Source organism: Rahnella perminowiae, assembly GCF_019049755.1.
GTDB classification, from domain to species: Bacteria; Pseudomonadota; Gammaproteobacteria; order Enterobacterales; family Enterobacteriaceae; genus Rahnella; species Rahnella perminowiae.
In genome coordinates this window covers 16,119-38,598 of record NZ_JAFMOS010000629.1, presented here as the reverse complement: position 1 = coordinate 38,598, position 22,480 = coordinate 16,119, and the positions used below count along the sequence as shown (strand labels likewise).

The 22,480-nt window shown below is 53.9% G+C and carries 20 protein-coding genes; 9 read left to right on the top strand and 11 right to left on the bottom strand.

The features are described from left to right. Window positions 1-17: 17 nt before the first annotated feature. Both fur and fldA read right to left on the bottom strand, forming a co-directional pair. Window positions 18-473 carry a ferric iron uptake transcriptional regulator gene (gene fur, locus J1785_RS22830; RefSeq protein WP_015698140.1) on the bottom strand — a complete coding sequence of 152 codons (456 nt, stop codon included), beginning with the start codon at window positions 471-473 and terminating at the stop codon, window positions 18-20. 311 nt (window positions 474-784) lie between these two features. Continuing rightward, window positions 785-1,312, bottom strand: a complete 528-nt coding sequence (gene fldA / locus J1785_RS22825) for a flavodoxin FldA (protein WP_013576468.1) — start codon at window positions 1,310-1,312, stop codon at window positions 785-787. A 421-nt stretch (window positions 1,313-1,733) separates the two neighbouring features. On the opposite strand from fldA, the gene J1785_RS22820 reads away from it, so the two are divergent. Then, entirely contained in the window at window positions 1,734-3,398 is a 1,665-nt protein-coding gene (locus tag J1785_RS22820; protein ID WP_217220834.1) for a methyl-accepting chemotaxis protein, read from the top strand. A gap of 75 nt (window positions 3,399-3,473) precedes the next feature. Here the strand turns inward: J1785_RS22820 and ybfE are convergent, their stop codons facing one another. Then, a complete protein-coding gene (gene ybfE, locus J1785_RS22815) occupies window positions 3,474-3,755 on the bottom strand; it encodes a LexA regulated protein (protein WP_015690259.1) in 282 nt (93 codons plus the stop codon). 261 nt (window positions 3,756-4,016) lie between these two features. Beyond that, entirely contained in the window at window positions 4,017-4,799 is a 783-nt protein-coding gene (gene ybfF, locus J1785_RS22810; RefSeq protein ID WP_217220836.1) for an esterase, read from the bottom strand. A gap of 241 nt (window positions 4,800-5,040) precedes the next feature. On the opposite strand from ybfF, the gene seqA reads away from it, so the two are divergent. The 3 genes from seqA (at window position 5,041) to J1785_RS22795 (ending at window position 8,142) form a co-directional block, all read left to right on the top strand. Further along, a complete protein-coding gene (seqA, locus tag J1785_RS22805; RefSeq protein WP_129952037.1) occupies window positions 5,041-5,595 on the top strand; it encodes a replication initiation negative regulator SeqA in 555 nt (184 codons plus the stop codon). A gap of 24 nt (window positions 5,596-5,619) precedes the next feature. Beyond that, the gene (gene pgm / locus J1785_RS22800) at window positions 5,620-7,263 is read left to right on the top strand and encodes a phosphoglucomutase (alpha-D-glucose-1,6-bisphosphate-dependent) (protein ID WP_217220833.1); all 1,644 of its coding nucleotides are present in this window, start codon (window positions 5,620-5,622) and stop codon (window positions 7,261-7,263) included. A 183-nt stretch (window positions 7,264-7,446) separates the two neighbouring features. Then, entirely contained in the window at window positions 7,447-8,142 is a 696-nt protein-coding gene (locus J1785_RS22795; protein WP_217220832.1) for a PadR family transcriptional regulator, read from the top strand. Here the strand turns inward: J1785_RS22795 and kdpE are convergent. The 6 genes from kdpE to J1785_RS26895 are packed head-to-tail and all read right to left on the bottom strand — an operon-like array spanning window position 8,132 to window position 16,041. After that, window positions 8,132-8,821 carry a two-component system response regulator KdpE gene (kdpE, locus tag J1785_RS22790; RefSeq protein ID WP_129952034.1) on the bottom strand — a complete coding sequence of 230 codons (690 nt, stop codon included), beginning with the start codon at window positions 8,819-8,821 and terminating at the stop codon, window positions 8,132-8,134. The genes J1785_RS22795 and kdpE overlap by 11 nt on opposite strands. After that, window positions 8,818-11,514: a two-component system sensor histidine kinase KdpD gene (kdpD, locus tag J1785_RS22785; protein WP_129990579.1), complete on the bottom strand. Its 2,697-nt coding sequence runs from the start codon at window positions 11,512-11,514 to the stop codon at window positions 8,818-8,820. Before kdpD ends, kdpE begins: the two co-directional genes overlap by 4 nt. A 26-nt stretch (window positions 11,515-11,540) precedes the next feature. Then, window positions 11,541-12,134 carry a potassium-transporting ATPase subunit KdpC gene (kdpC, locus tag J1785_RS22780; protein ID WP_269154570.1) on the bottom strand — a complete coding sequence of 198 codons (594 nt, stop codon included), beginning with the start codon at window positions 12,132-12,134 and terminating at the stop codon, window positions 11,541-11,543. Between the two features lie 18 nt (window positions 12,135-12,152). Then, window positions 12,153-14,219, bottom strand: a complete 2,067-nt coding sequence (gene kdpB, locus J1785_RS22775; protein ID WP_217139316.1) for a potassium-transporting ATPase subunit KdpB — start codon at window positions 14,217-14,219, stop codon at window positions 12,153-12,155. A 43-nt stretch (window positions 14,220-14,262) separates the two neighbouring features. Then, entirely contained in the window at window positions 14,263-15,951 is a 1,689-nt protein-coding gene (gene kdpA / locus J1785_RS22770) for a potassium-transporting ATPase subunit KdpA (protein ID WP_129952030.1), read from the bottom strand. Beyond that, entirely contained in the window at window positions 15,952-16,041 is a 90-nt protein-coding gene (locus J1785_RS26895) for a K(+)-transporting ATPase subunit F (RefSeq protein WP_101075733.1), read from the bottom strand. It lies immediately after the preceding gene. Window positions 16,042-16,344: 303 nt separating this feature from the next. Between J1785_RS26895 and J1785_RS22760 the strand changes: the two genes are divergently transcribed. The 5 genes from J1785_RS22760 (at window position 16,345) to J1785_RS22740 (ending at window position 20,917) form a co-directional block, all read left to right on the top strand. After that, window positions 16,345-16,551: a YbfA family protein gene (locus J1785_RS22760; RefSeq protein ID WP_013576456.1), complete on the top strand. Its 207-nt coding sequence runs from the start codon at window positions 16,345-16,347 to the stop codon at window positions 16,549-16,551. Window positions 16,552-16,735: 184 nt separating this feature from the next. Continuing rightward, complete coding sequence (locus J1785_RS22755; RefSeq protein WP_217220831.1) at window positions 16,736-17,689, top strand: YbgA family protein; 954 nt, start codon at window positions 16,736-16,738, stop codon at window positions 17,687-17,689. A gap of 10 nt (window positions 17,690-17,699) precedes the next feature. Further along, window positions 17,700-19,130 carry a deoxyribodipyrimidine photo-lyase gene (phrB, locus tag J1785_RS22750; RefSeq protein ID WP_217220830.1) on the top strand — a complete coding sequence of 477 codons (1,431 nt, stop codon included), beginning with the start codon at window positions 17,700-17,702 and terminating at the stop codon, window positions 19,128-19,130. A gap of 33 nt (window positions 19,131-19,163) precedes the next feature. Next, window positions 19,164-20,147, top strand: a complete 984-nt coding sequence (locus J1785_RS22745; protein WP_217220829.1) for an MBL fold metallo-hydrolase — start codon at window positions 19,164-19,166, stop codon at window positions 20,145-20,147. 26 nt (window positions 20,148-20,173) lie between these two features. Then, window positions 20,174-20,917, top strand: a complete 744-nt coding sequence (locus J1785_RS22740) for a type 2 GTP cyclohydrolase I (RefSeq protein WP_129952026.1) — start codon at window positions 20,174-20,176, stop codon at window positions 20,915-20,917. On the opposite strand, the gene J1785_RS22735 is transcribed toward J1785_RS22740, so the two are convergent. Continuing rightward, the gene (locus J1785_RS22735) at window positions 20,914-22,347 is read right to left on the bottom strand and encodes an MFS transporter (RefSeq protein WP_129990573.1); all 1,434 of its coding nucleotides are present in this window, start codon (window positions 22,345-22,347) and stop codon (window positions 20,914-20,916) included. The genes J1785_RS22740 and J1785_RS22735 overlap by 4 nt on opposite strands. Window positions 22,348-22,480: the final 133 nt, after the last annotated feature.

Sequence of the window (22,480 nt, the reverse complement as noted above, 5' to 3'; positions counted from 1 at the left end):
GGTTGCCACATGCCATATTAGTGCGCAGGTTTATCGTTGTGCAAAGACTCATCTTCGCGGCAATCACCTGCTTCACAATGACCATAGAGATACAGACTATGGTTGGTCAGTTTGATGCCGTGTTTCTTAGCAATCTCACGCTGACGGCCTTCAATATACTCATCACGAAATTCGATTACACGTCCGCAATCCAGGCAGATGAGGTGATCGTGGTGATGCTGCTGAGTCAGTTCGAATACGGACTTGCCGCCTTCGAAATTATGACGGGTAACGATACCGGCGTCGTCGAACTGGTTCAGAACGCGGTAAACCGTTGCCAGGCCAATTTCTTCACCCATATCAATTAATTGCTTGTAAAGATCTTCCGCACTAACGTGATGACCTTCCGGCGCTTGCAGCACTTCCAGGATTTTGAGGCGCGGAAGCGTGACTTTTAAGCCAGCTTTCTTCAGTGCGGTGTTGTTGTCAGTCATGCGGATTCAGTCCTGTTACTATGTGCTAATCAAGTTGAGGCATGCAGCCTGTGGCATCGGCGGCACAAATTATTCGTTTAGTCTCTTCGTTTACGCAAGTGTGCCAATTGTCGTCAACGATAGCCTGTTAATAAAGATCACAATTTGCCGGTCACATTGGTAATGCAACGACTTGATCGATAGAAAAAACAGAGGAACTCAGTGTACCTTGATACGACCGAAAGTTACAATTTTGTAGCAGTTAAATTGTTAATTTCAGTAATAGTTTGGCCCTTCAATTGTAGAATAAATCCTCAGGGCCAACAGGGTTTTTAGCCAATAATTTCAGAAAGGCTGAGTTCTTCTGTGATCTGTTTCACCCAGGCATCAACACGTTCACTGGTCAGTTCCGGCTGGCGATCTTCGTCAATTGCCAGTCCTATGAAATGCTTATCATCAGCCAGGCCTTTAGAGGCTTCAAAGTGATACCCTTCGGTAGGCCAGTGTCCGACAATCACTGCGCCGCGTGGCTCAATGATATCGCGCACGGTGCCCAGTGCATCGCAAAAATATTCGGCATAGTCTTCCTGGTCACCACAGCCAAACAGTGCAACCAGCTTACCTTCGAAATCTATCTCTTCCAGCGTTGGGAAAAAGTCGTCCCAGTCACACTGCGCTTCACCGTAATACCAGGTTGGAATACCGATAAGCAAAATATCGAATTTTTCCAGATCCTCTTTGCTGCTCTTCGCAATGTCATGCACCTCTGCAACATCTTTACCCAACTGTTTCTGGATCATTTTTGCGATGTTTTCGGTGTTACCTGTATCGGATCCAAAGAAGATACCTACAACGGCCATAAGATTACCTAACCTCTTGTTCTCAATGAAGTGCTCTGCAACGCAGGCAATAATAATGCAGATGATAGCAAACTCGTGCGGCGGAGAATATGCTTCTGCTCGCCTTCTTAGCTGGGAAATAAGTTTATCGGGCAATATTTTTAAGTGTTATCGCCTTTGTGTGCTTTCACGCAGGGTGCGTTAACCTCAGGCTGAATAAGGTCAAACGCAAATTGAAGAAATAAGTCGTCACAATACTAAATTTCGAGAATATTCCGCCGATAGATGATGCGAGAGCAATCTCAACATAATAAAGAAATCGATGCCCGGAGAGGTGTTCAAACATGTCCTGGGGCACTTGCCTGCTGGTTACCTGTCTTGATTCTCCGCATCCCCCTCAATCCTCAGGCCAGAAACAGTCATGTTTCGAGAGAGGCATATCGTGCAGTTTTTAAAAAATATTACCATCAGGGCCGCTTTGTTAACAATTCTTGGCATTTTTTGTGTCATGTGGGCGGGTGTTTCCCTATACACCGTTACCTCCCTTGACACACTGACCCAAAATACCAAAAACAGTACCGAGCTGGTCAATAATATGGCGCTGATCAATAAAGGAAATGATCAGTATTTCCGTACCGTGACGCGCATGAGCCGCGCCGTCGCACAGCTTCAGGCCGATCCGTCAAAAGGCCCGGAAATTTTTGATAGCGCAAAACAATCACTCAGCGGGCTGATGCAGGCGCTGACCAATTTTAAAGCCGCACCGCATCCGGGGCTGGAAGATGCTTCCGTGCAGGAATTAATCACCAGTTGGGATAACCTGATCACGCAGGGCGTCACGCCATTGTTTGATGCAGCCCGCAGCAAAAACACGGAATCCTATAATCAACTGGCCAATTCCACCGTGCCTGCGCTGAGCCGCACCTTTGCCACCTCCATGGAAAAAGTCAGCGCTCAGATCGCGACAGATTTTGACGCGGCGCAACGGCAATCTACCCATCTGACCTCATTCAGCAAAGTGATTCTGCTGACGGCATTTGGTATCGGGCTGGTGATTTTATTGCTGACTGACCGTTATCTGGTGATGGCGCTGGTGAAACCGCTGGATAAAATCCGCGATCACTTCGCGGTGATCGCGAGCGGCGATCTGACACTTTATCTGGATGAGTTCGGTAAAAACTGCGCCGGTAAGCTGATTCCGTTACTGAACCTGATGCAGTCTAGCCTGGTGAATACCGTTCAGACCATCCGCAACTGCACCAATCACATCTATCAGGGCGCGTCAGAAATTTCAGCCGGAAACAACGATTTATCTTCCCGTACGGAAGAGCAGGCATCTGCACTGGAAGAAACCGCTGCCAGCATGGAACAACTGACGGCTACCGTGAAACACAATGCTGATAACGCTCATCATGCCAGCCAGCTGGTTATGGAAGCTTCTACCACTGCGCAGAAAGGTGGCAACATCGTGGCGGATGTGGTCAGCACCATGAAAGATATCTCCGGCAGTTCGAAGAAAATTGCTGAAATCACTTCCGTGATTAACAGCATCGCTTTCCAGACCAACATTCTGGCGCTGAATGCCGCAGTAGAAGCAGCACGTGCAGGCGAGCAGGGGCGTGGTTTTGCAGTGGTTGCCAGCGAGGTGCGCAGCCTGGCACAACGCAGTGCGCAGGCTGCAAAAGAAATCGAACAGCTCATCAGCGAATCGGTTTCCCGCGTCGACAGCGGCTCGAAACTGGTTGAAAACGCCGGTCAGACGATGAATGAAGTGGTGCGCTCAATTACGCATGTCACCGACATCATGGCGGAAATTGCGTCTGCGTCTGACGAACAAAGTAAAGGAATCAGCCAGGTAGCGGTAGCGGTCACAGAAATGGACAGCGTTACACAACAGAACGCCGCACTGGTAGAACAGGCGTCACAGGCCGCAGTATCGCTGGAAGAACAGGCTTCGTTGCTCAACAACGCCGTCGCCACCTTCAAGCTGAAAGACAGTGTGACCAGCGTCGGTTCACGTCCGGCGAAGTCGGTTTCTGCGCCATTATTGCGTCCTGATACCGGCAGGCTTTCGGCGAAAAGTGCTGAAAACTGGGAAACGTTCTGAGTGGGAAGGCGTAAATTAGCGTGGAATAATTAAGAAAAACAAACGGGTAGCCTTATCGGGTTACCCGCTTTTCAATCAACCTTCATGACCGTTAAGATGCGACAGCAGCATCTCTTCAATCAATTCGCTACGACTGATATTGCGTTCTTCTGCCAGCTTATTGAGCATGTCAACAGCATCGGCATTCATTTTCAGCTCCACACGACGCAGGCCGCTCGCTTTATCGCGGCGTAACTGGTTGCGCTTATTGATCCTGAGCTGTTCATCACGGGATAGCGGATTTGTTTTTGGACGCCCCGGACGACGGTCATCTGCGAACAGATCAATCGTCGTGCGATCCAGTTGTTCTTTTGCCATAGGTAGAGGTACAACCAGGGAAGTTTTTACATCGGGAAACGGCAAGCCGTTCCTGACGAGCGTTTCACACATTTCGGGCTAAGAAACCCTGACCCAATTCACCCCCCGCGACTCACTGTGAGTAAAACGGGGCGGCAAAATTATAGCGCGCAATCATACACTGGCGCCCCAGGGGTTCACAACGCCTGATTGCCCTGATTTCATGATAACTTCTTAAGTTGTGCAGACTTTTTGCACAATTTATCCCCAGGATGTTAAACCTCAGGCCACATCGATGAAACGGTGCACAGCGCGCAGTACCGCATCGGGTCTTTCCGCATGCACCCAGTGACCGGCTCCCGCCACCACATGTGCTTTGGCCTGTGGAAACTGGCGGGCAATCGCGTCGCGGTATTCATCCTGCACATACGGCGATAAGCTCCCGCGGATAAACAGCGCCGGATGATCCCATGCTGGCACATCTTCCCAGCCGGTAATGGTTTCGTATTCACTGAGCAGCACGGGCACGTTGAAGTACCATTCGCCCTGGCGGAAGGACTTAAGCAAAAACTGGATCACGCCGTCTTCCTTTATATACTGGCGCATACAGTCGCTGGCAGACGTGCGGTCACGGAGTCTTGCGTCGGTCACAGCGTTAATGGCCGCGAAAATCTCATCATGACGACGGACGTGATAATCCACGGGGGCGACATCAATGGCGATCAACTTTTCGATACGATCGGGGATCCGTGCCGTCAGCGCCATCGCGGCTTTGCCGCCCATCGAATGGCCGATAACGATGATTTTTTGGAAACCAACAGCATCCAGCGTTTCTTCTAAATCTTGTGCCATGGCGGCGTAAGACATTTCATCAGAACGTCCGGACTGGCCATGATTACGCAAATCCACCTGTAACACGTTATGCTGTTGTCTCAGGTCACGGGCCAGAATACCCAGATTATCCAGGGTGCCGAACAATCCGTGGATAAGCAAAACCGGCAGTGCAGTGCTGCCAGTCACTTCAGATCCCTGCAGGCGATAATGTAATTTCATAGAGAAGTTCATACAGATAAACAATCTCATTAGGTTATCATGACTTGCGGATAATTTTTTAAAACAGAAAGTGTCTGCCAGATGCCTGAGCGGGATTTGACTACCAAGAACAGAACGGGCCGGAGCCTGCATGCAGCAAAATCGGGAAGTTGTCTGGATTTTACTTTGCAGCGCAATTCCCCTGTTTGTTACTGCGTAGAAATTTGTATAATCCTTTTGAATGAATTAAGTAGAAGAACAGTACTGGATAAAGATGAAAACTATTGAGGTTGACGAAGAACTCTACCGCTACATTGCCAGCCACACGCAGGCAATCGGTGAAAGTGCGTCTGATATTTTACGCCGTATGTTGAAGTTTACTGCCGGTCAGACCGCTCCTGACGCGCCAGCGACGACTTCTGTTATTGCCGGAACTGTTGCGCAGGAAAAACCTGCTGTCGCAGCGGCACCGACGTCGCGTGATAAAGTCCGCGCCGTCCGTGAACTGCTGTTGTCCGACGAATACGCAGAACAGACTAAAGCGGTTAATCGTTTTATGCTGATCCTCTCGACCTTGTATACCCTGAACCCTAAAGAATTTGCGACAGCGACCGACTCTCTGACCGGGCGCACGCGGACTTATTTTGCCGGTGACCAGCAAACCTTGCTGCAAAACGGCATACATACCAAACCTAAACACGTTCCCGGAACGCCGTATTGGGTTATTACGAATACCAACACAGGTCGCAAACGCAGCATGATCGAACACATCATGCAGCTCATGCAGTTCCCGGCGGAACTGACTGATAAAGTATGCGGCACCCTCTAATTTCAGCGTAAGGGAGAAGCGCCAGTGGCTAATCACCCCCGTGCAGGGCAACCTGCTCAGCAAAGCGATTTGATCAATGTGGCGCAGTTAACGTCACAGTATTACGTTCTGCAACCGGATCCGACAAACACGGCACATGCTGTGAAATTTGGTACGTCCGGCCATCGCGGTAGTGCGTTGCGTCACAGCTTTAATGAAGCGCACATCCTGGCAATTGCTCAGGCGATTGCCGAAGTGCGTAAAGAGCAGGGTACCACCGGCCCGTGCTACGTGGGTAAAGACACCCATGCGTTGTCCGAACCGGCGTTTATCTCTGTGCTGGAAGTGCTGACCGCCAATGGCGTGGATGTCATTGTTCAGGAAGATAACGGGTTCACGCCGACCCCAGCGGTGTCGCACGCCATTCTGACGCATAACCGTCACGGCGGCGCGCTGGCGGATGGCATCGTCATCACGCCTTCGCACAACCCACCGGAAGATGGCGGCATCAAATATAACCCGACCAACGGGGGGCCGGCAGATACTAATCTGACTTCCGTGATTGAGAAACGTGCTAACGCATTGCTGGCCGCAAAACTGGCAGGCGTGAAACGTCAGTCTCTGGATCTGGCGTGGAAAAGTGGCCATCTGCAAGCGAAAGATCTGGTTCAGCCGTTTATCGAAGGGCTGACCGACATCGTGGATATGGCCGCGATTCAGAAAGCGGGTCTGAAACTGGGTGTCGATCCGCTGGGCGGTTCCGGTATCGAATACTGGAAGCGTATTGCTGAGCATTACAAACTGGACCTGACGCTGGTTAACGATGAAGTCGATCAGACTTTCCGTTTTATGCATCTCGACCATGACGGCGTGATCCGTATGGACTGCTCGTCTGAATCTGCAATGGCCGGTCTGCTGGCGCTGCGTGATAAATTCGATCTGGCCTTTGCCAATGACCCGGATTATGACCGCCACGGTATTGTGACGCCTGCCGGTCTGATGAACCCGAACCATTATCTGGCGGTGGCGATTCAGTATCTGTTCCAGCATCGTCCGCAATGGGGCAAAGACGTTGCCGTCGGTAAAACGCTGGTATCGAGTGCCATGATCGACCGCGTAGTAGAAGATTTGGGCCGCAAGCTGGTGGAAGTGCCGGTCGGGTTCAAATGGTTCGTTGATGGTCTGTTTGACGGCAGTTTTGGTTTTGGTGGCGAAGAAAGTGCAGGGGCTTCTTTCCTGCGTTTCGACGGCACACCGTGGTCTACCGACAAAGACGGTATCATCATGTGCCTGCTGGCGGCGGAAATTACTGCCGTCACCGGCAAGAACCCGCAGGAACATTACAACGAACTGGCTGCGCGCTTTGGTGCACCAAGCTACAACCGTATTCAGGCACCTGCGACGCACGCGCAGAAAGCCGCACTGTCTAAACTCTCTCCTGAACAGGTGAAAGCTGACACACTGGCCGGTGACCCGATCACTGCCCGTCTGACCAACGCACCGGGTAACGGCGCGTCTATCGGTGGTCTGAAAGTGATGACCAAAAATGGCTGGTTCGCGGCGCGTCCGTCCGGTACGGAAGAAGCTTACAAGATCTATTGTGAAAGCTTCCTCGGTGCTGAACATCGTGAGCAAATCGAGAAAGAAGCGGTAGAAATCGTCAGTAAAGTGCTTGCTGACGCGAAATAAGCCGTTTTCTTTATCTCATCAAAGGCGCTGATTATTCAGCGCTTTTTTTTTGCCCGTTTTTTGCCGGAAGTTCAGACATAAAAAGATATATCTAAATTCGCTTCCCGGTCTTGCCAGTTTCTGAAAACCGATCTAGTTTAGATATATCGAAATAATTCGATATATCTAAATAGGACATGCACTATGTTTAGTAAAATGTTTGAGGGTCGCCATCGCGGCCACGGTAGTCGTGAAGAAGGGCATCGCGGCCATTGCCGTCATGAATCAGAATACAGCGATCACAGCGAGCGTCACATGTTACGTCGTGACGGTCGCCATCGTGGTGAAGAAGGGCGTGAACATCGCGGGCGTGGTGAAGGCCGCCGTGGTGAACGCGGTGCACACCGTCTGTTTGAACATGGCGATTTACGCCGCGTACTGCTGGCGCTGGTGGCGAAGAAACCGAGCCACGGTTACGAACTGATCAAAGCGATTGAAGAAGCCTCTTCCGGTCTTTACGTGCCAAGCCCGGGCGTGATTTATCCGACGCTGACACTGCTGGAAGAGCAGGACTTCCTTGAGCCTGTCGCCACGGGCAACGGCCGGAAAAGCTACCAGATAACGGAAGCCGGTAAAGCGGAACTGGCACAGCATCAGGCGACGGTTGATATGATTTTTGCCCGTCTGGCGGGGGCGCAGCGTCCGCGTGAAAACAACCTGGCAGAAGGTATTCATGAATCGATGCACCGCCTGCGTCACGCGCTGCGTTCTAACATGATGCGGGCGGATTTAACGTCGGAACAGGTGGTGCGTGTGAGTGCGATTTTGCAGCAAGCCGCTGAAAGTCTGGAAGCCGAATTTGGTGAGGCCAAACCGGAGACCGACCGGCCTAAGGCATAAAGCGATAGCCCACGCCGGTTTCGGTCAGTAAATGACGTGGCCGGGTGGCATCGGCCTCCAGTTTCTGCCGCAAATGTCCCATGTAGATGCGCAGATAATGGCTGTGTTCAACATAATTCGGGCCCCAGACGTGGCTCAGTAACTGACGCTGAGTGATGACTTTACCGCTGTTGGCCAGCAGTTCGGCCAGCAGGCGAAACTCAATCGGCGTCAGATGACAATCTTCACCGTTACGCTGTACGCGCCGGTTGATCAAATCCACCGTCACATCTGCAAACGTCACCAGCGGACTTTCCTGTGCGCTGCCGGTATGGCGGCGCAGGGCCACACGAACCCGCGCCAGCAGTTCACCTACGCCAAACGGCTTGGTAAGAAAATCATCGGCACCGGCATCCAGCGCCGCTATCTTGTCTTCCTCGCGGGTGCGCGCCGACAAGACGATAATCGGGATAGCGCTCCAGTGACGCAAATCGCGAATATACGTCAGGCCGTCACCGTCCGGTAAACCGAGATCGAGAATAATCAGATCCGGTTTACGGGTTCCGGCTTCAATCAGCCCGCGTTGCAGCGTTTCACTCTCAAACACCCGCAAGCCTTCCGCCTCCAGTGCTGTACGCACAAAGCGGCGGATCTCTTTTTCGTCTTCAACAATTAAAATATTTACCGGGGATGCGCTCACGATACCTCGTCGATGTCTTTTTCCATGTCACCTTCCATCTCCGGCAACGCCTCGAGCGGCAGCCTGAAACGAAAACGCGCACCGCCGTTCGGGCCATTTTCCGCCCAGATCCGTCCGTCGTGCACCTCAATAATGGCACGACAAATCGCTAATCCCAACCCCACGCCCGGAATAGCGGATTCTTTATTACCGCGGGCGAATTTTTCAAAAATAGTGTGCTCGGCGCCAGCCGGAATACCGGGACCGTTATCCCAGACTTCCATCTCCAGCCACTCCTCCAGCGGCGTGGCTTTAATGCCAATTGTCGCACCGGTTCCGGCATATTTATGGGCGTTTTCGAGCAGATTGATCAGCACCCGTTCGATCAGGCTGGCGTCGCAGTTAACCAGGACCATTTCCTGGGGTAAATCGATTTTAATATTGTCGTGCGCCAGCACCGGTTCGAGCATCCGCAATGCGCTGCCGGTGATTTCTTCCACCGACTGCCATTCTTTACGCAGATTAAATCCACCGGACTGAATACGCGCCATATCCAGCAGGTTGTTGACCAGCCGGGTAGTGCTTAGCACCTGCTGACGGATCTGGCTGGCCTGCGGTGCATGCTTTGAGCCTTCTGCGGCAAGATCCAGCGTGAGGATTTCCGCCTGGCCGAAAAGCACCGTCAGCGGTGTACGTAAATCGTGGGAAAGCGCAGAAAGCAATGAGTTACGCAGTTGTTCGCGTTCGGTTTCCAGCCGCGCCGTTTCTGCGCTGGCGGCCAGATGCAGACGTTCCAGTGCATTGGCGATCAGCACGGTAAAGGTCTGTAACAGACGCTGTTGTTCCGGTACTAACAGTTGACGGATATTCGGCGGTTCGACCGCCAGCAGGCCACGCGATTCACCGGATGCAACCAGCGGCAGAAGCTGGTAGGGCACGCCGGGCAGGGTATCCGTGCCCGCACCGGCTGGCAGTTTCTTGTCGAAACTCCAGCGGGCGATAGCATCATCGACCACAATCGAAGTCATTTCGCCGGCCGGCTGCATCAGTTCGCCGTTCTCCTGTGGCAGCAAAATGGCGGTTTTGGCGTTCAGACTGGAAGAAATAAAGTGGCGGCTGGTCTGCGCGATGGCTTCCGGCGTCAGCGACTGACTGAGTCCTTTGGACATTTCATACAAATGCTGCGCACGTTTTTCACGGTGACGCGCGATACGTGCCTGATAACGGACGCCTGCGGTCAGATTCCCGATCAGAATGCCGACAATCAGCATTACGCCGAAGGTCACCAGGTATTGCGCGTCAGTCACCGCCAGCGAGCCGCGCGGTTGTACGAAAAACAGATCAAAGCTGACGACATTGATTACCGCCGCCAGCACCGACGGCCAGCGGCCATAAAACAGGGCAACAATCACCACGCCGAGCAGATACACCATCACCAGATTGGCCTGATCGAAAGTCGGCACCAGCCATTGCGACATCATGGTGATCACCGCGCACAGCGCCACGGCAAGAGCGCAGCCCCATAACTGGCGGCTGAAGCGATCGGCGAAAGTGCGTAAGTCCTGCTCTTTACGCAGAGGTGTTACCGGCGCGTCTTCCAGGCCGACGACGATTAAATCAAGATCGGGGGCGATTTCCGCCAGCTTGTCAGCAAAGCTGGCGCTAAATTTCCAGCGCTTTTCCCGCCGCCGGCCGGTCATGATTTTGCCCAGACGATGTTCACGGGCGTAACGCAAAATCGCCTGTTCTTCCTGCGGATCGGAGAGCGTGGCAGTTTCTGCCCCCAGTTCCTGCGCCAGTTTCAGGGAATGCAGAATGGCGCGGCGCTGGCCTTCAGGTAAACGGTGCAGGCGCGGGGTTTCAACATATACGGCGTGCCAGACACAGCCGAGGCGCGCTGCGAGGCGCGAGGCGACGCGGATTAATTTCTCATTCCCCCCGCTGTGACCGATACACAGCAACAGTGCATCACGGGTATGCCAGACACGACTGACACCCTGATCATCGCGGTATTCGCGCATCTGGTCGTCAACCCGGTCAGCAGTACGACGCAGGGAAAGCTCCCGCAGGGCAATCAGATTGCCTTTACGAAAAAAGTGTTCTATGGCGCGTTCGGCCTGACCGGGGATATAAACTTTACCTTCTTTGAGACGCTGACGCAGGGAGTCAGGCGGTAAATCTACCAGCACCACTTCGCTGGCATCATCAAACAAACGGTCGGGAACCGTTTCACGAATAATGATACCGGTGACGCCGCTGACCACATCGTTCAGGCTTTCCAGATGCTGAACGTTCACGGTGGTAAACACATCGATACCGGCATCAAGCAACTCTTCGACATCCTGCCAGCGTTTCGGATGGCGCGATCCGGCGGCGTTACTGTGCGCCAGTTCGTCCATCAGGATCAGGGCAGGGCGGCGGGCCAGGGCGGCATCAAGGTCAAACTCCTGAACCTGACGTCCGCGATGATGAATACGTTTCGGCGGTAACAGAGAAAGCCCCGGCAGCAGCGCCTGCGTTTCCTGCCGTCCGTGAGTTTCCACTACGCCAACCAGCACGTCGAGGCCGGTGGCGCGCAGGCGCTGCGCTTCCTGCAACATGGCAAAAGTTTTCCCGACGCCTGCACAGGCGCCGAAAAAGACTTTCAGTTGTCCGCGTGGCTTCTCATTGGCGAGCGCCAGCAGGCTGTCGGGATCGGGTCTTTCGTCTGTCATATCATCCTGTCAGGTTGGTTGATAAGTTAGTTTGCTTTCAGTTCATCCAGCGCTAAGTTCAGTCCGAGCACGTTCACGACGTCCGGGCCGAGGTAACCAATCAGTGGTGAGGAGGTATTATCATCAATCAATTTATTCACTTGCGCCAGTGGCAGCCCGCGCGCGGTGGCAATGCGCGGAGCCTGCCACTGTGCCGCTTCCACCGAAATCTGCGGATCCAGCCCGCTGGCGCTGGCGGTGACCAGATCCACCGGCACGGCCGCCGGACTTTGCGGATTGGCTTTTCGCAGCATCGCCACGCGGTCTTTCACTGCCTGATCCAGCGCCGGGTTACTGGCAGCCAGATTGCTCCCTCCCGACGCCATCGGGTTATACGGTGAATCAGAGGTAACCGACGGGCGGCCCCAAAAGTAATCATTGCGGGTAAAATTTTGCCCGATGAGTTCTGAGCCAATCACTTTATTGCCGCCGTCTTTTATCAGCGAACCCGTTGCCTGCTGGCGGAATACCAGCTCTGAAACGCCGGTGGTCAGCAGCGGATACGCCACGCCGGTTATCAGCGTCAGCAGAACCGTTATCACCAGAGCCGGGCGTACATAGTTCATTCTTGTTACGGACATAATGGTCTTCCTCAAAAATCAGCTCAGATGTAAAACGGTCAGGATCACGTCGATCAGCTTGATACCGGCGAACGGCACCAGCAGACCCCCTGCACCATAAATCCACAGGTTACGGCGCAGCAGCGCGGCGGCACTCATGGCTTTATAGCTCACACCTTTCAGCGCCAGCGGTATCAGGAACACAATCACCAGCGCGTTGAAAATAACCGCCGACATAATGGCTGAAGACGGCGATGTCAGGTGCATGACGTTCAGCGCGTTCAGTTGCGGATAAGTGGCTGCAAACGCTGCCGGGATAATGGCGAAATATTTCGCCACGTCGTTGGCGATACTAAAGGTAGTCAGTGAGCCGCGCGTCATCAGCATCTGTTTACCGATATGCACCACTTCAATCAGCTTGGTCGGGTTGGAATCGAGATCGACCATGTTCCCGGCTTCTTTCGCTGCCTGCGTCCCTGAGTTCATCGCCACTGCGACATCGGCCTGCGCCAGCGCGGGCGCATCGTTGGTGCCGTCGCCGGTCATCGCCACCAAACGGCCTTCTGACTGATACTGACGGATCAATGCGAGTTTGGCTTCCGGCGTCGCTTCTGCCAGAAAATCATCCACACCCGCTTCGGCGGCGATGGCCGCAGCAGTCAGGCGGTTATCCCCGGTGATCATCACCGTTTTGATGCCCATTTTGCGCAGCTCGGCAAAGCGCTCCTTGATGCCGCCTTTAACGATATCTTTCAGCTCAACCACGCCCAGCACTTTTGCGCCTTCGGCGACCACCAGCGGCGTGCCGCCTTTACGCGCCACATTCTCCACCAGACCATCGACGGCTTTCGGGAAGGTACCGCCATTAGATTGCACATGACGACGGATCGCATCCACCGCGCCTTTACGGATGCTGCGTTCACCCACGTTGACGCCGCTCATGCGGGTTTGCGCGGAGAAGGGCACGAAGGTCGCATTCAGTGAATGAATATCGCGTTCGCGCAGGTTAAAGCGTTGCTTCGCCAGCACCACGATACTGCGACCTTCCGGCGTTTCATCGGCCAGAGAGGATAACTGCGCGGCATCGGCCAGTTCCTGTTCCGTTACCTGCGGCGCGGGCAGAAACTGCGATGCCTGACGGTTACCGAGCGTGATGGTGCCGGTTTTATCCAGCAGCAACACATCTACGTCACCGGCGGCTTCCACCGCACGGCCGCTGGTCGCGATAACGTTAGCTTCCAGCATGCGGCTCATGCCCGCCACGCCGATAGCCGACAGCAACCCCCCGATAGTGGTCGGGATCAGACACACCAGCAGCGCGACCAGCACGGTCACGGTGACCGGGATACCTGCATGGCTTGCGCTGACGCTAAACAGCGAGAACGGATAGAGTGTCGCGGTAGCCAGCACGAACACCAGCGTCAGTGCCACCAGCAAAATGGTCAGCGCCACTTCGTTTGGCGTCTTGCGGCGTTTCGCCCCTTCGACCATTGCAATCATCCGGTCAAGGAAAGTATCGCCGGGGTTAGCCGAACATTCGACCACCAGCCAGTCTGACAAAACGCGCGTCCCGCCGGTCACTGAGGAGAAGTCCCCGCCGGATTCGCGGATCACCGGCGCAGATTCGCCGGTAATGGCACTCTCATCCACTGACGCACCGCCGATCAGCACTTCCCCGTCGCACGGCACGGTATCGCCTGCTTCGATCAACACATAATCGCCTTTGCGCAGGGTATCGGCGGCAACCTTAATTACCGGTGATTCAGGACGCGGTTCGTAGATTTTTTTCGCCCAGCTGGTTTTCTGCACGCCTTTCAGACTCTGCGCCTGCGCCTTGCTGCGGCCTTCAGCCAATGCTTCGGCGAAGTTGGCAAACAGCACGGTGAACCACAACCACAGGGATACGCTGCCGGTAAAAGCCGCACTGCCGTCGGTGCGGTGCATCAGAATCGCCAGCCAGATAAGCGTGGTCAGAATGCTGCCCAGATACACCACGAACATCACCGGATTACGCCACTGAACGCGGGGATCGAGCTTTTTCACCGAATCCAGCAGGGCAGTACGGATCAGACGGGGTTCAAATAACGCACGTTGTTTACGACTCATCTTTTTAGTCTCTATATTCATCAGTTCAACGAGTTACGCAGCATTACTGTGCTGACCAGACTTGCAAATGTTCTGCCACCGGTCCCAGCGCCAGCGCCGGAATAAAGGTCAGTGCGCCGACTAACAACACGGTGCCGACCAGCAGACCGATAAACAGCGGGCCAGACGTTGGCAGGGTGCCATTGCCGGCCTGCTGGCGTTTTTTCATCACCAGCGAACCGGCAATCGCCAGCACCGGAATGATGACGCCGAAGCGGCCAAAGAACATGCAGAAAGCCAGCAACAGGTTGTAGAACGGTGTATTGACGCTCAGCCCGGCAAACGCACTACCGTTGTTATTGGCGGCGGAAGACACCGCATACAGCACTTCGCTGAAACCATGCGCGCCGGGGTTTAAAATCCCGGCGCGGCCGGCGTCGGTGACCAGCGCCAGTGCGGTGCCGAGCAGCACCAGCGTGGGTGTCACCAGGATCGCCAGTGCGGTCATCTTCATGTCGTAAACGTCGATCTTCTTACCGAGATATTCCGGTGTACGGCCAATCATCAGTCCCGCAATAAACACCGTCAGCAGCACAAACAGCAGCATGCCGTACAGACCGGAACCCACGCCGCCGAATACCACTTCACCAATCTGCATCAGCCACATCGGTACCATGCCACCGAGTGCGGTAAAGGAATCGTGCATGGCGTTAACCGCACCGCACGAGGCCGCCGTGGTGACGACGGCGTACAGCGCGGAGGCCAGAATGCCGAAGCGGCTTTCCTTTCCTTCCATATTAAAATTGCTGCCTGCACCCAATGCAGTGAAATGCGGATTGCCTTTGAGTTCGGCGTACATCACCACCACTACCGACACCACAAAGATCACCGACATCGCCCAGACCAGTGCGTGGCCCTGACGGTTGTCGCCAACCACGCGGCCAAAAGCGAAGCACAATGCACAAGGGATAATGAAAATCGCCAGCATCTGCACCATATTGGTCAGTGCGGTCGGGTTCTCAAACGGATGGGCTGAGTTGGCACCGAAGAAGCCGCCGCCGTTGGTGCCGAGCATTTTGATCGCTTCCTGAGAAGCCACCGGGCCCATCGGTAAGGTCTGTTGCAGGCCTTCCAGCGTGGTGATGTGCTGATACGCTTCGAAGTTTTGCAGTACCCCCTGACTGACGAAAAACAGTGCCAGCAGGAAAGCCACTGGCAGCAACAGATACAGCGTGATGCGCCATAAATCCGTCCACGCATTACCAATGGTCTGTGCTGAAGGGCGTGCAAAAGCACGGATCAGCGCAAATGCCACGGCGATACCGGTCGCTGCGGAGAGGAAGTTTTGCACCGTCAGCCCGACCATCTGGCTGAGATAGCTCAGTGTGCTTTCGCCGCTGTAAGCCTGCCAGTTGGTGTTGGTCACGAAACTCACTGCGGTGTTAAAGGCCAGATCCCATGACAGCCCGCCAAAATGCTGTGGGTTCATCGGCAATACACCCTGTGCCATCAGCATCGTCATCAGCACAACAATGCCCAGGATGTTAAATACCATGATCGCCAGTGCGTACTGCCACCAGTTCATTTCAGCATTACTGCTGCCAGACGTGCGTAAAACACCGTTTTCTATGCGCTGAATAAATGCGCCGGGCTGTCCTTCAATCAGTTGAGCAATAAAGTTACCCAGTGGTTTTGCCAGCAGCAAAAGCACCAGCATAAAACTGGCAATCAGTAAGAATCCGGTTGCGGCCATTTAAAAATCCTCCGCATTCAGCAGGGCATAAACCAGATAGCCGAGCAGCAGAAGAACCAGTAATGCGCCGCAGATTACGCCAACAGTCACAATCCACCTCCACAGGTGTGTTTTTATGTTGTGGCGAGAATAAGGAAAGTCGGGAAAAGATCCTGAAAAGAAAGAGCTGAACAGTGTAAAAAAAGTATAAAAATGCGCAAAAATGAAACCTAAAAGAAACTTGAGTTGCGTATTTATTTAACCATTCTGTAACTAAATTACGGAGGCAGAGTGAAATTGGCGAAGATTTACACGTAAAAGTGGTCAGATGAGTAGTAAAATTTCATCAATTGCGGTATATTTTTCGCAACTTACAGTGTTCAAAAACTTTCCACATTTCACAGGAGCAACGCGATGAATGATTACACGCCATACACGATGACCCGCATACTGGCCCGCCGCGCTTTTGTTATTGCCGCCGGAGTTCTGGCCCTGCCGGTCATGCTGTTCCGCGCTGACCGCGCCCGTTTTTACAGCTATTTACACCGCGTCTGGATGAAAACCAGCGATAAGCCGGTGTGGCTGAGTCATGCCGAGATGGCGACACAAGACTTTTATTAATTTAGCTCCCTCCCCTGCGAAGGGGAGGGGCCAAAAGAAACCCCGTTCCTCCAGCGGGGTTTTTTATTGCCCGCCGATAAACCTGTACAAGATTATTTTTATGTATAAGTTGTGCTAAGATTATACGTAAGGGTGATGAATCAATGCCGCCTCTCTTTTCTTCTTTCAATGCAAGGTGCCGACAATGACGAAAACAATTCCGATTGGTATCAGTGCATGCCTGCTGGGTGAAAATGTCCGCTTTGATGGCGGACATAAACGTCTGGCGTTTGCCGTAGAGCAACTGGCGCCTTATGTGCGCTTCGAACCTATCTGTCCGGAAATGGCGATCGGCCTGCCAACGCCCCGCCCGGCGTTGCGTCTGGTTAAAATGGACGACAGCATCGTGATGCGTTTCAGTAACGACGAGACCGTTGACGTCACCGAAAAAATGCAGCATTACGCCGAAAAACGTGTGGCACCGCTGACCGGCTTGTGCGGTTATATCGTCTGCGCGAAGTCCCCGAGCTGCGGGATGGAGCGGGTCCGGGTATACAGCGCCAACGGTAAAGATGCCAAAAAATGCGGCGTCGGGCTGTATACCGCCGAGCTGATGAAACAGCATCCGTGGCTGCCGGTGGAAGAAGACGGCCGGTTAAACGATCCCGTACTGCGGGAGAATTTTGTTGAGCGCGTTTTTGCGCTGTTTGAACTGAATCAGCTTCGCGAAGGTGGCCTGACACGTGGCAAACTGATGGCCTTCCACAGTCGTTATAAACTCATTTTACTGGCCCATTCTCAGCCCGAATATCGTGAGCTGGGGCGCTTTGTGGCTGCGATGGCTGAATGGGATTCCCTTGAGGGCTATTTCACCGAATACCGGTTACGGCTGATGAATCTGATGAGCCACAAAGCTACGCGCCGTAATCACACCAATGTGCTGATGCACGTACAGGGATATTTCCGTAAACAGCTGAGTCCGGCACAACGACAAGAACTTGCCGGGCTTATTGATCGTTACCGTCAGGGAATGCAGCCGTTGCTGGCGCCGATTACCTTGCTGAAACATTATATGTCTGAATACCCGGACGCCTACCTGGCTGACCAGCGTTATTTCGAGCCTTATCCGGAAGCCTTAAAGCTTCGATACGGACATTAAAAGGAAAATTATGACCACGCATTTAGTCTGGTTTCGTAATGATTTACGGGTAACCGACAATCGCGCGTTGCATGCCGCCTGTGAAGATCCGCAGGCGCGTATTATTGCCGTATTTATAGCCACACCGGAGCAGTGGAAACGACATGAAATGGCGCCGCGACAGGCTATGTTTATTTATCAGCACCTTCAGGTGTTACAACATGCGCTGGCTGAACGTGGTATTCCCCTGCATTACCACCAGTGTGACGATTTTGCCGACAGCGTGGCGTGGCTGAAAGATTTCTGCAAAGCCGAAAAGGTGGAATCGCTGTTTTATAATAAACAGTATGAAATCAATGAGCGCCAGCGGGATGTCGCGCTGGAGAAGGCGGTCTGCGGGTCGGTAGTGTGCCAGGCCTTCGATGACAGCCTGCTGTTGCCACCCGGCTCCGTGACCACCGGAAACGGGGAGATGTATAAGGTTTACACGCCGTTTCGTCGGGCGTTTTTATCCCGTCTCACTGAATCTGACGGCCGTTCGCTGCCTGCGCCGCAAATCCGTGAGCATACCGGAAAAGTGGTCATCCATCCGCTGATGCCGTTCGATTATCCGCTGGAAGATATCGGCGATGATTTTGCTGTCGGCGAGGAAGCGGCGCGCAACCAGTTGCGCCGTTTTTGCCGGGAGCAGGTGCAGGATTATCTCAGTCAGCGCGATCTGCCGGCCGCCGCTGGCACCAGTTCGTTGTCGCCGTATCTGGCGATTGGTGTGCTGTCGCCGCGCCAGTGCCTGAACCGTCTGCGAACGGAATGTCCGCAGGTGCTGGAGAAAACCGACAGCGGCGCATTTGGCTGGCTGAATGAACTGGTGTGGCGCGAGTTTTATCGTCATCTGATCGTCGCCTGGCCGAAACTTTGCAAACATCAGCCCTTCCTTGAATGGACGGATAACGTGCGGTGGCGTCACGCCCCGGATGATTTACAGGCGTGGAAAGAAGGAAAAACCGGTTATCCCATTGTGGATGCGGCCATGCGGCAACTGAATACGACGGGCTGGATGCATAACCGTCTGCGGATGATTGTCGCCAGTTTTCTGGTGAAGGATTTACTGATCAACTGGCGCGAAGGCGAGCGCTATTTCATGTCGCAACTGCTGGATGGCGATCTGGCGGCTAACAACGGCGGCTGGCAATGGGGCGCTTCTACCGGCACAGATGCTGCGCCGTATTTCCGTATTTTCAATCCGACAACTCAGGGCGAACGTTTTGACAAAGCCGGACGCTTTATCAAAGCCTGGGTGCCGGAACTGTCGGATGTGCCGGAAAGAGACATCCATCAACCGCATCGCTGGGCGGAAAAATACCGGCGCGTGTTAGACTATCCGCTGCCGGTTATTGATCACGCGCGGGCGAGAAAAGACACGCTTGCAGCCTTTGAGGCGGCAAAAAACCGGTCAGACTGACTTTACTCTCTCACCACGACAAGGAGCGATGTGATGAAAAAATACCTGCTGGCGCTGATGCTGGCATGCTGGACGGGTCAGGCGAGTGCGGGGTTTGATGTCGTGGCGCTGGGTGTGAATGGCGGCGTCGAAGAAGGCAATCTCACCTCGTACCTGATCCGCAGTGATGATCAAAAACTCTATCTCGGTCTGGATGCCGGCTCTGTTTTGCCCGGCATTCGCAAGGCGCTGGAGAAAGGCAGTTTTCCACAGGTGACGGCTGAAACTGCTGCGCCGCTGACCCCGCAGGGCGCGGTTTTCCGCAACCTGATTGGCGGATACTTTATCAGTCACGGCCATCTCGACCATCTGGCGGGGTTGATCATCAGTTCCCCGGAAGACAGCAAAAAACCGATTTACGGCACAGCGGATACCATTGGCACGCTGCGTCAGCATTACTTCAACGGCCGCGTCTGGCCTAACTTCACCGACTCCGGCAGTGGTTTACGCATCGGCACCTATCGCCTGAACCAGCAGCGCCCGGCGCAACGGTTCTCCCTTGGCCTGACCGGCCTGGACGGCAATATTTACCCGCTCAGCCACGGCGGCACACCCTCGGCCATGATTCTGGTGAGCCGTAATAAAGAGTCGTTTGCCTTCTTCGGCGATACCGGCCCGGATGAAGTCGAAAAATCAAAAAATCTCGATACCGTGTGGCGCGTGCTGGGCGATGAGGTGAAAGCTAAACGGCTGAAAGGCATCATCATCGAAACGTCTTATCCGGATGGTGTGCCTGACAGCAAACTGTTCGGACATCTGACGCCGGACTGGTTGCTCAAAGAGCTTGGGCGGTGGCAGGAATATGCCGGAGGCGAAGGGGCGCTGAACGGCATCACGGTGATTATCAGCCACGTTAAACCGAGCCTGAAAGCCGGTGCTGATCCTGAAAAAGAGATCATGGCGCAGCTGGAAAAAGGGAATAATCTGGGCGTGAAGTTTGTGCGGATGGCGCAGGGTGATAAATTAGAGATCAAATAGACCATCCATTAATAACGAGAAACGTCATGAACAACCTCCAGCTTGAAAAGCTGATTAATCAGAAACTGGATATCAGCAATTACAAAGATTACGCACCGAACGGATTGCAGGTCGAAGGACGGCGTGAAGTGCAGCGTGTGGTGACCGGCGTAACGGCGTCGCAGGATCTGCTGGATGCTGCGATTGCTGTCGAAGCCGATGCGGTTCTGGTGCATCACGGTTATTTCTGGAAAGACGAACCGGCTGAAATCCGTGGCATGAAACGTAACCGTCTTAAAACATTGCTGGCAACGGATACCAATATGTACGCCTACCATCTGCCGCTGGATGGCCATCCGGAACTGGGGAATAACGCGCAGCTGGCGAAATTGTTCGGTATTAACGTACAGGGCGAAATTGCGGTGCTGTTGCCCTGGGGAGAACTGGAAAAACCGCTGACCGGTGAAGAATTCCGCCAGCGCATTGAAGTCACGCTGGATCGCAACGTGTTGCACAGTTCACAGAATGCACCGGCCGAAATCCGCCGTGTCGCATGGTGCTCCGGGGGTGGTCAGGGTTACATTCAGAAAGCGGCAGAATATGGCGTCGATGCCTTTATCAGCGGCGAAGTGTCCGAGCAGACCATTCACATTGCCCGCGAAATGGGGCTGCATTTCTACGCCGCAGGCCATCACGCCACCGAACGTTATGGCGTGAAAGCACTGGGCGAATGGTTAGCTGCTGAGCATAATCTTGATGTCATGTTTATCGATATCGATAACCCGGCCTAATTTTTCTTTTCGCTAGTCTCTTCAGAAACGCTGTCTTCCAGCAGGGTAAATGCCCGCTGTAATCCGGTATCCACTTCAGGGTCTGCGCCCTGGGGTGGGTACTTGCTTTCCTCTTCTTCCTCTGTGGCTTCGCTTTCGTCAACCACGGGTTCCACCACATTTTCCGGCGCGGGCATGGTTTCCTGAATCATCTGTTCGTCAAACGCCGGGTTCAGGGCAGGCGAGAGCGGGGAACTGCTCAGACTGTCAGGTATGGCGATGTGCGGAACCGGCGCATCGGTGGCCATTTGCATGGCTTCTTCTTTTCTGGAAGTGCGGCTCAGCGCCACAATACCTACACCACACAGCGCGAAAAAGGCGTAAAGAATGTTGCCGCCCAATGGCTGGATCAGCGCACCGACCGCCAGCGGGCCGATACAGGCACCGACGCCAAAAGCCATCAGCAGACAGGCTGAAAGCGAGACACGACGCTCCGGTTCGATCATGTCATTGGCAAGTGCGACAATCAGCGGGTACAGCGTGAACTGCATCAGGCTGACGACAAAACCAATGGCGAGCAACAGCGGGAATGAAATGTGGCTGAACAACGCCAGCGGCAGGGCGGTAATGGCCAGCAGGATGGCGTTTATGCGCATCAGCATGTTGCGGTTATAGCGGTCGGAAAGCCAGCTGAGCGGGAACTGTGCCAGCAGACCGGCGAAAATCGCCAGCGCCATAAACAGACCGGTTTGTTGAGTGGTCAGCGCTTGCTGACTGGTGTAAATCGGTGCCATCCCGTAAAACGAGCCGACGACCATGCCGATAACCAGTGTAATCGCCAGCACCTTGGGGATCGTGCCGATAAAGAATTTAAGCTCCATCGGTGCCGGAGACATATGGCCGACGTTAGTGCGCGTGGTCAGTGCAATCGGCACAAGGCACAGGGCGAAACACAGGGCAATAACGATAAGCGTACTCACGCCTAAATCGCTGTTGAGCATCAGTACGACCTGACCGAGCGCCATCCCGAGATAAGAGGCCACCATATAAAAGCCGAATACCACGCCGCGCTGGTTGGCTTCAGCCTGATCGTTGAGCCAGCTTTCCAGCACCATATATTGCACCATCATGCATAAGCCGATGATCAGACGCAGTACCACCCAGACCGGGATGATGTCAGTCAGGCCATGCCCCAGCACGGCGGCGGTGATGATACCGGAGCAGGAAACGTAGGCACGAATATGACCTACGCGGGCGATCAGGATATGGCCAACCTTGCCGCCGATCACCAGTCCGATGTAGTTAGCCGCGATGATCGCCCCGATCATCGCACCACTGACATGAATGGCGGAAAGACGCAGGGAAATGTAAGTCGTCAGCAGGCCGGAGCCCAATAACATCAGTAATGTCGTGGTATAAAGCGGAAAAAAGAGTGCTAATGGTTTTCTCACAGGCCATCCCTATTGTGTAACGAAGGCGTTATCCAAACGCTAAAAAACAGCAACGTTTCTGAGAGTAGCAGGTGAAGGCGGCGGGCGAAACCTCAGTGTCCCGCACAACAGGGAGATGAGTTGACATCAGTAC

Coding starts and splice junctions, on each gene's coding strand:
- fur (WP_015698140.1), bottom strand. CDS start 473: ATGACTGACAACAACACCGCACTGAAGAAAGCTGGCTTAAAAGTCACG.
- fldA (WP_013576468.1), bottom strand. CDS start 1,312: ATGGCCGTTGTAGGTATCTTCTTTGGATCCGATACAGGTAACACCGAA.
- ybfE (WP_015690259.1), bottom strand. CDS start 3,755: ATGGCAAAAGAACAACTGGATCGCACGACGATTGATCTGTTCGCAGAT.
- ybfF (WP_217220836.1), bottom strand. CDS start 4,799: ATGAACTTCTCTATGAAATTACATTATCGCCTGCAGGGATCTGAAGTG.
- seqA (WP_129952037.1), top strand. CDS start 5,041: ATGAAAACTATTGAGGTTGACGAAGAACTCTACCGCTACATTGCCAGC.
- J1785_RS22795 (WP_217220832.1), top strand. CDS start 7,447: ATGTTTAGTAAAATGTTTGAGGGTCGCCATCGCGGCCACGGTAGTCGT.
- kdpD (WP_129990579.1), bottom strand. CDS start 11,514: ATGACAGACGAAAGACCCGATCCCGACAGCCTGCTGGCGCTCGCCAAT.
- kdpC (WP_269154570.1), bottom strand. CDS start 12,134: ATGTCCGTAACAAGAATGAACTATGTACGCCCGGCTCTGGTGATAACG.
- kdpB (WP_217139316.1), bottom strand. CDS start 14,219: ATGAGTCGTAAACAACGTGCGTTATTTGAACCCCGTCTGATCCGTACT.
- kdpA (WP_129952030.1), bottom strand. CDS start 15,951: ATGGCCGCAACCGGATTCTTACTGATTGCCAGTTTTATGCTGGTGCTT.
- J1785_RS22760 (WP_013576456.1), top strand. CDS start 16,345: ATGAATGATTACACGCCATACACGATGACCCGCATACTGGCCCGCCGC.
- J1785_RS22755 (WP_217220831.1), top strand. CDS start 16,736: ATGACGAAAACAATTCCGATTGGTATCAGTGCATGCCTGCTGGGTGAA.
- phrB (WP_217220830.1), top strand. CDS start 17,700: ATGACCACGCATTTAGTCTGGTTTCGTAATGATTTACGGGTAACCGAC.
- J1785_RS22745 (WP_217220829.1), top strand. CDS start 19,164: ATGAAAAAATACCTGCTGGCGCTGATGCTGGCATGCTGGACGGGTCAG.
- J1785_RS22740 (WP_129952026.1), top strand. CDS start 20,174: ATGAACAACCTCCAGCTTGAAAAGCTGATTAATCAGAAACTGGATATC.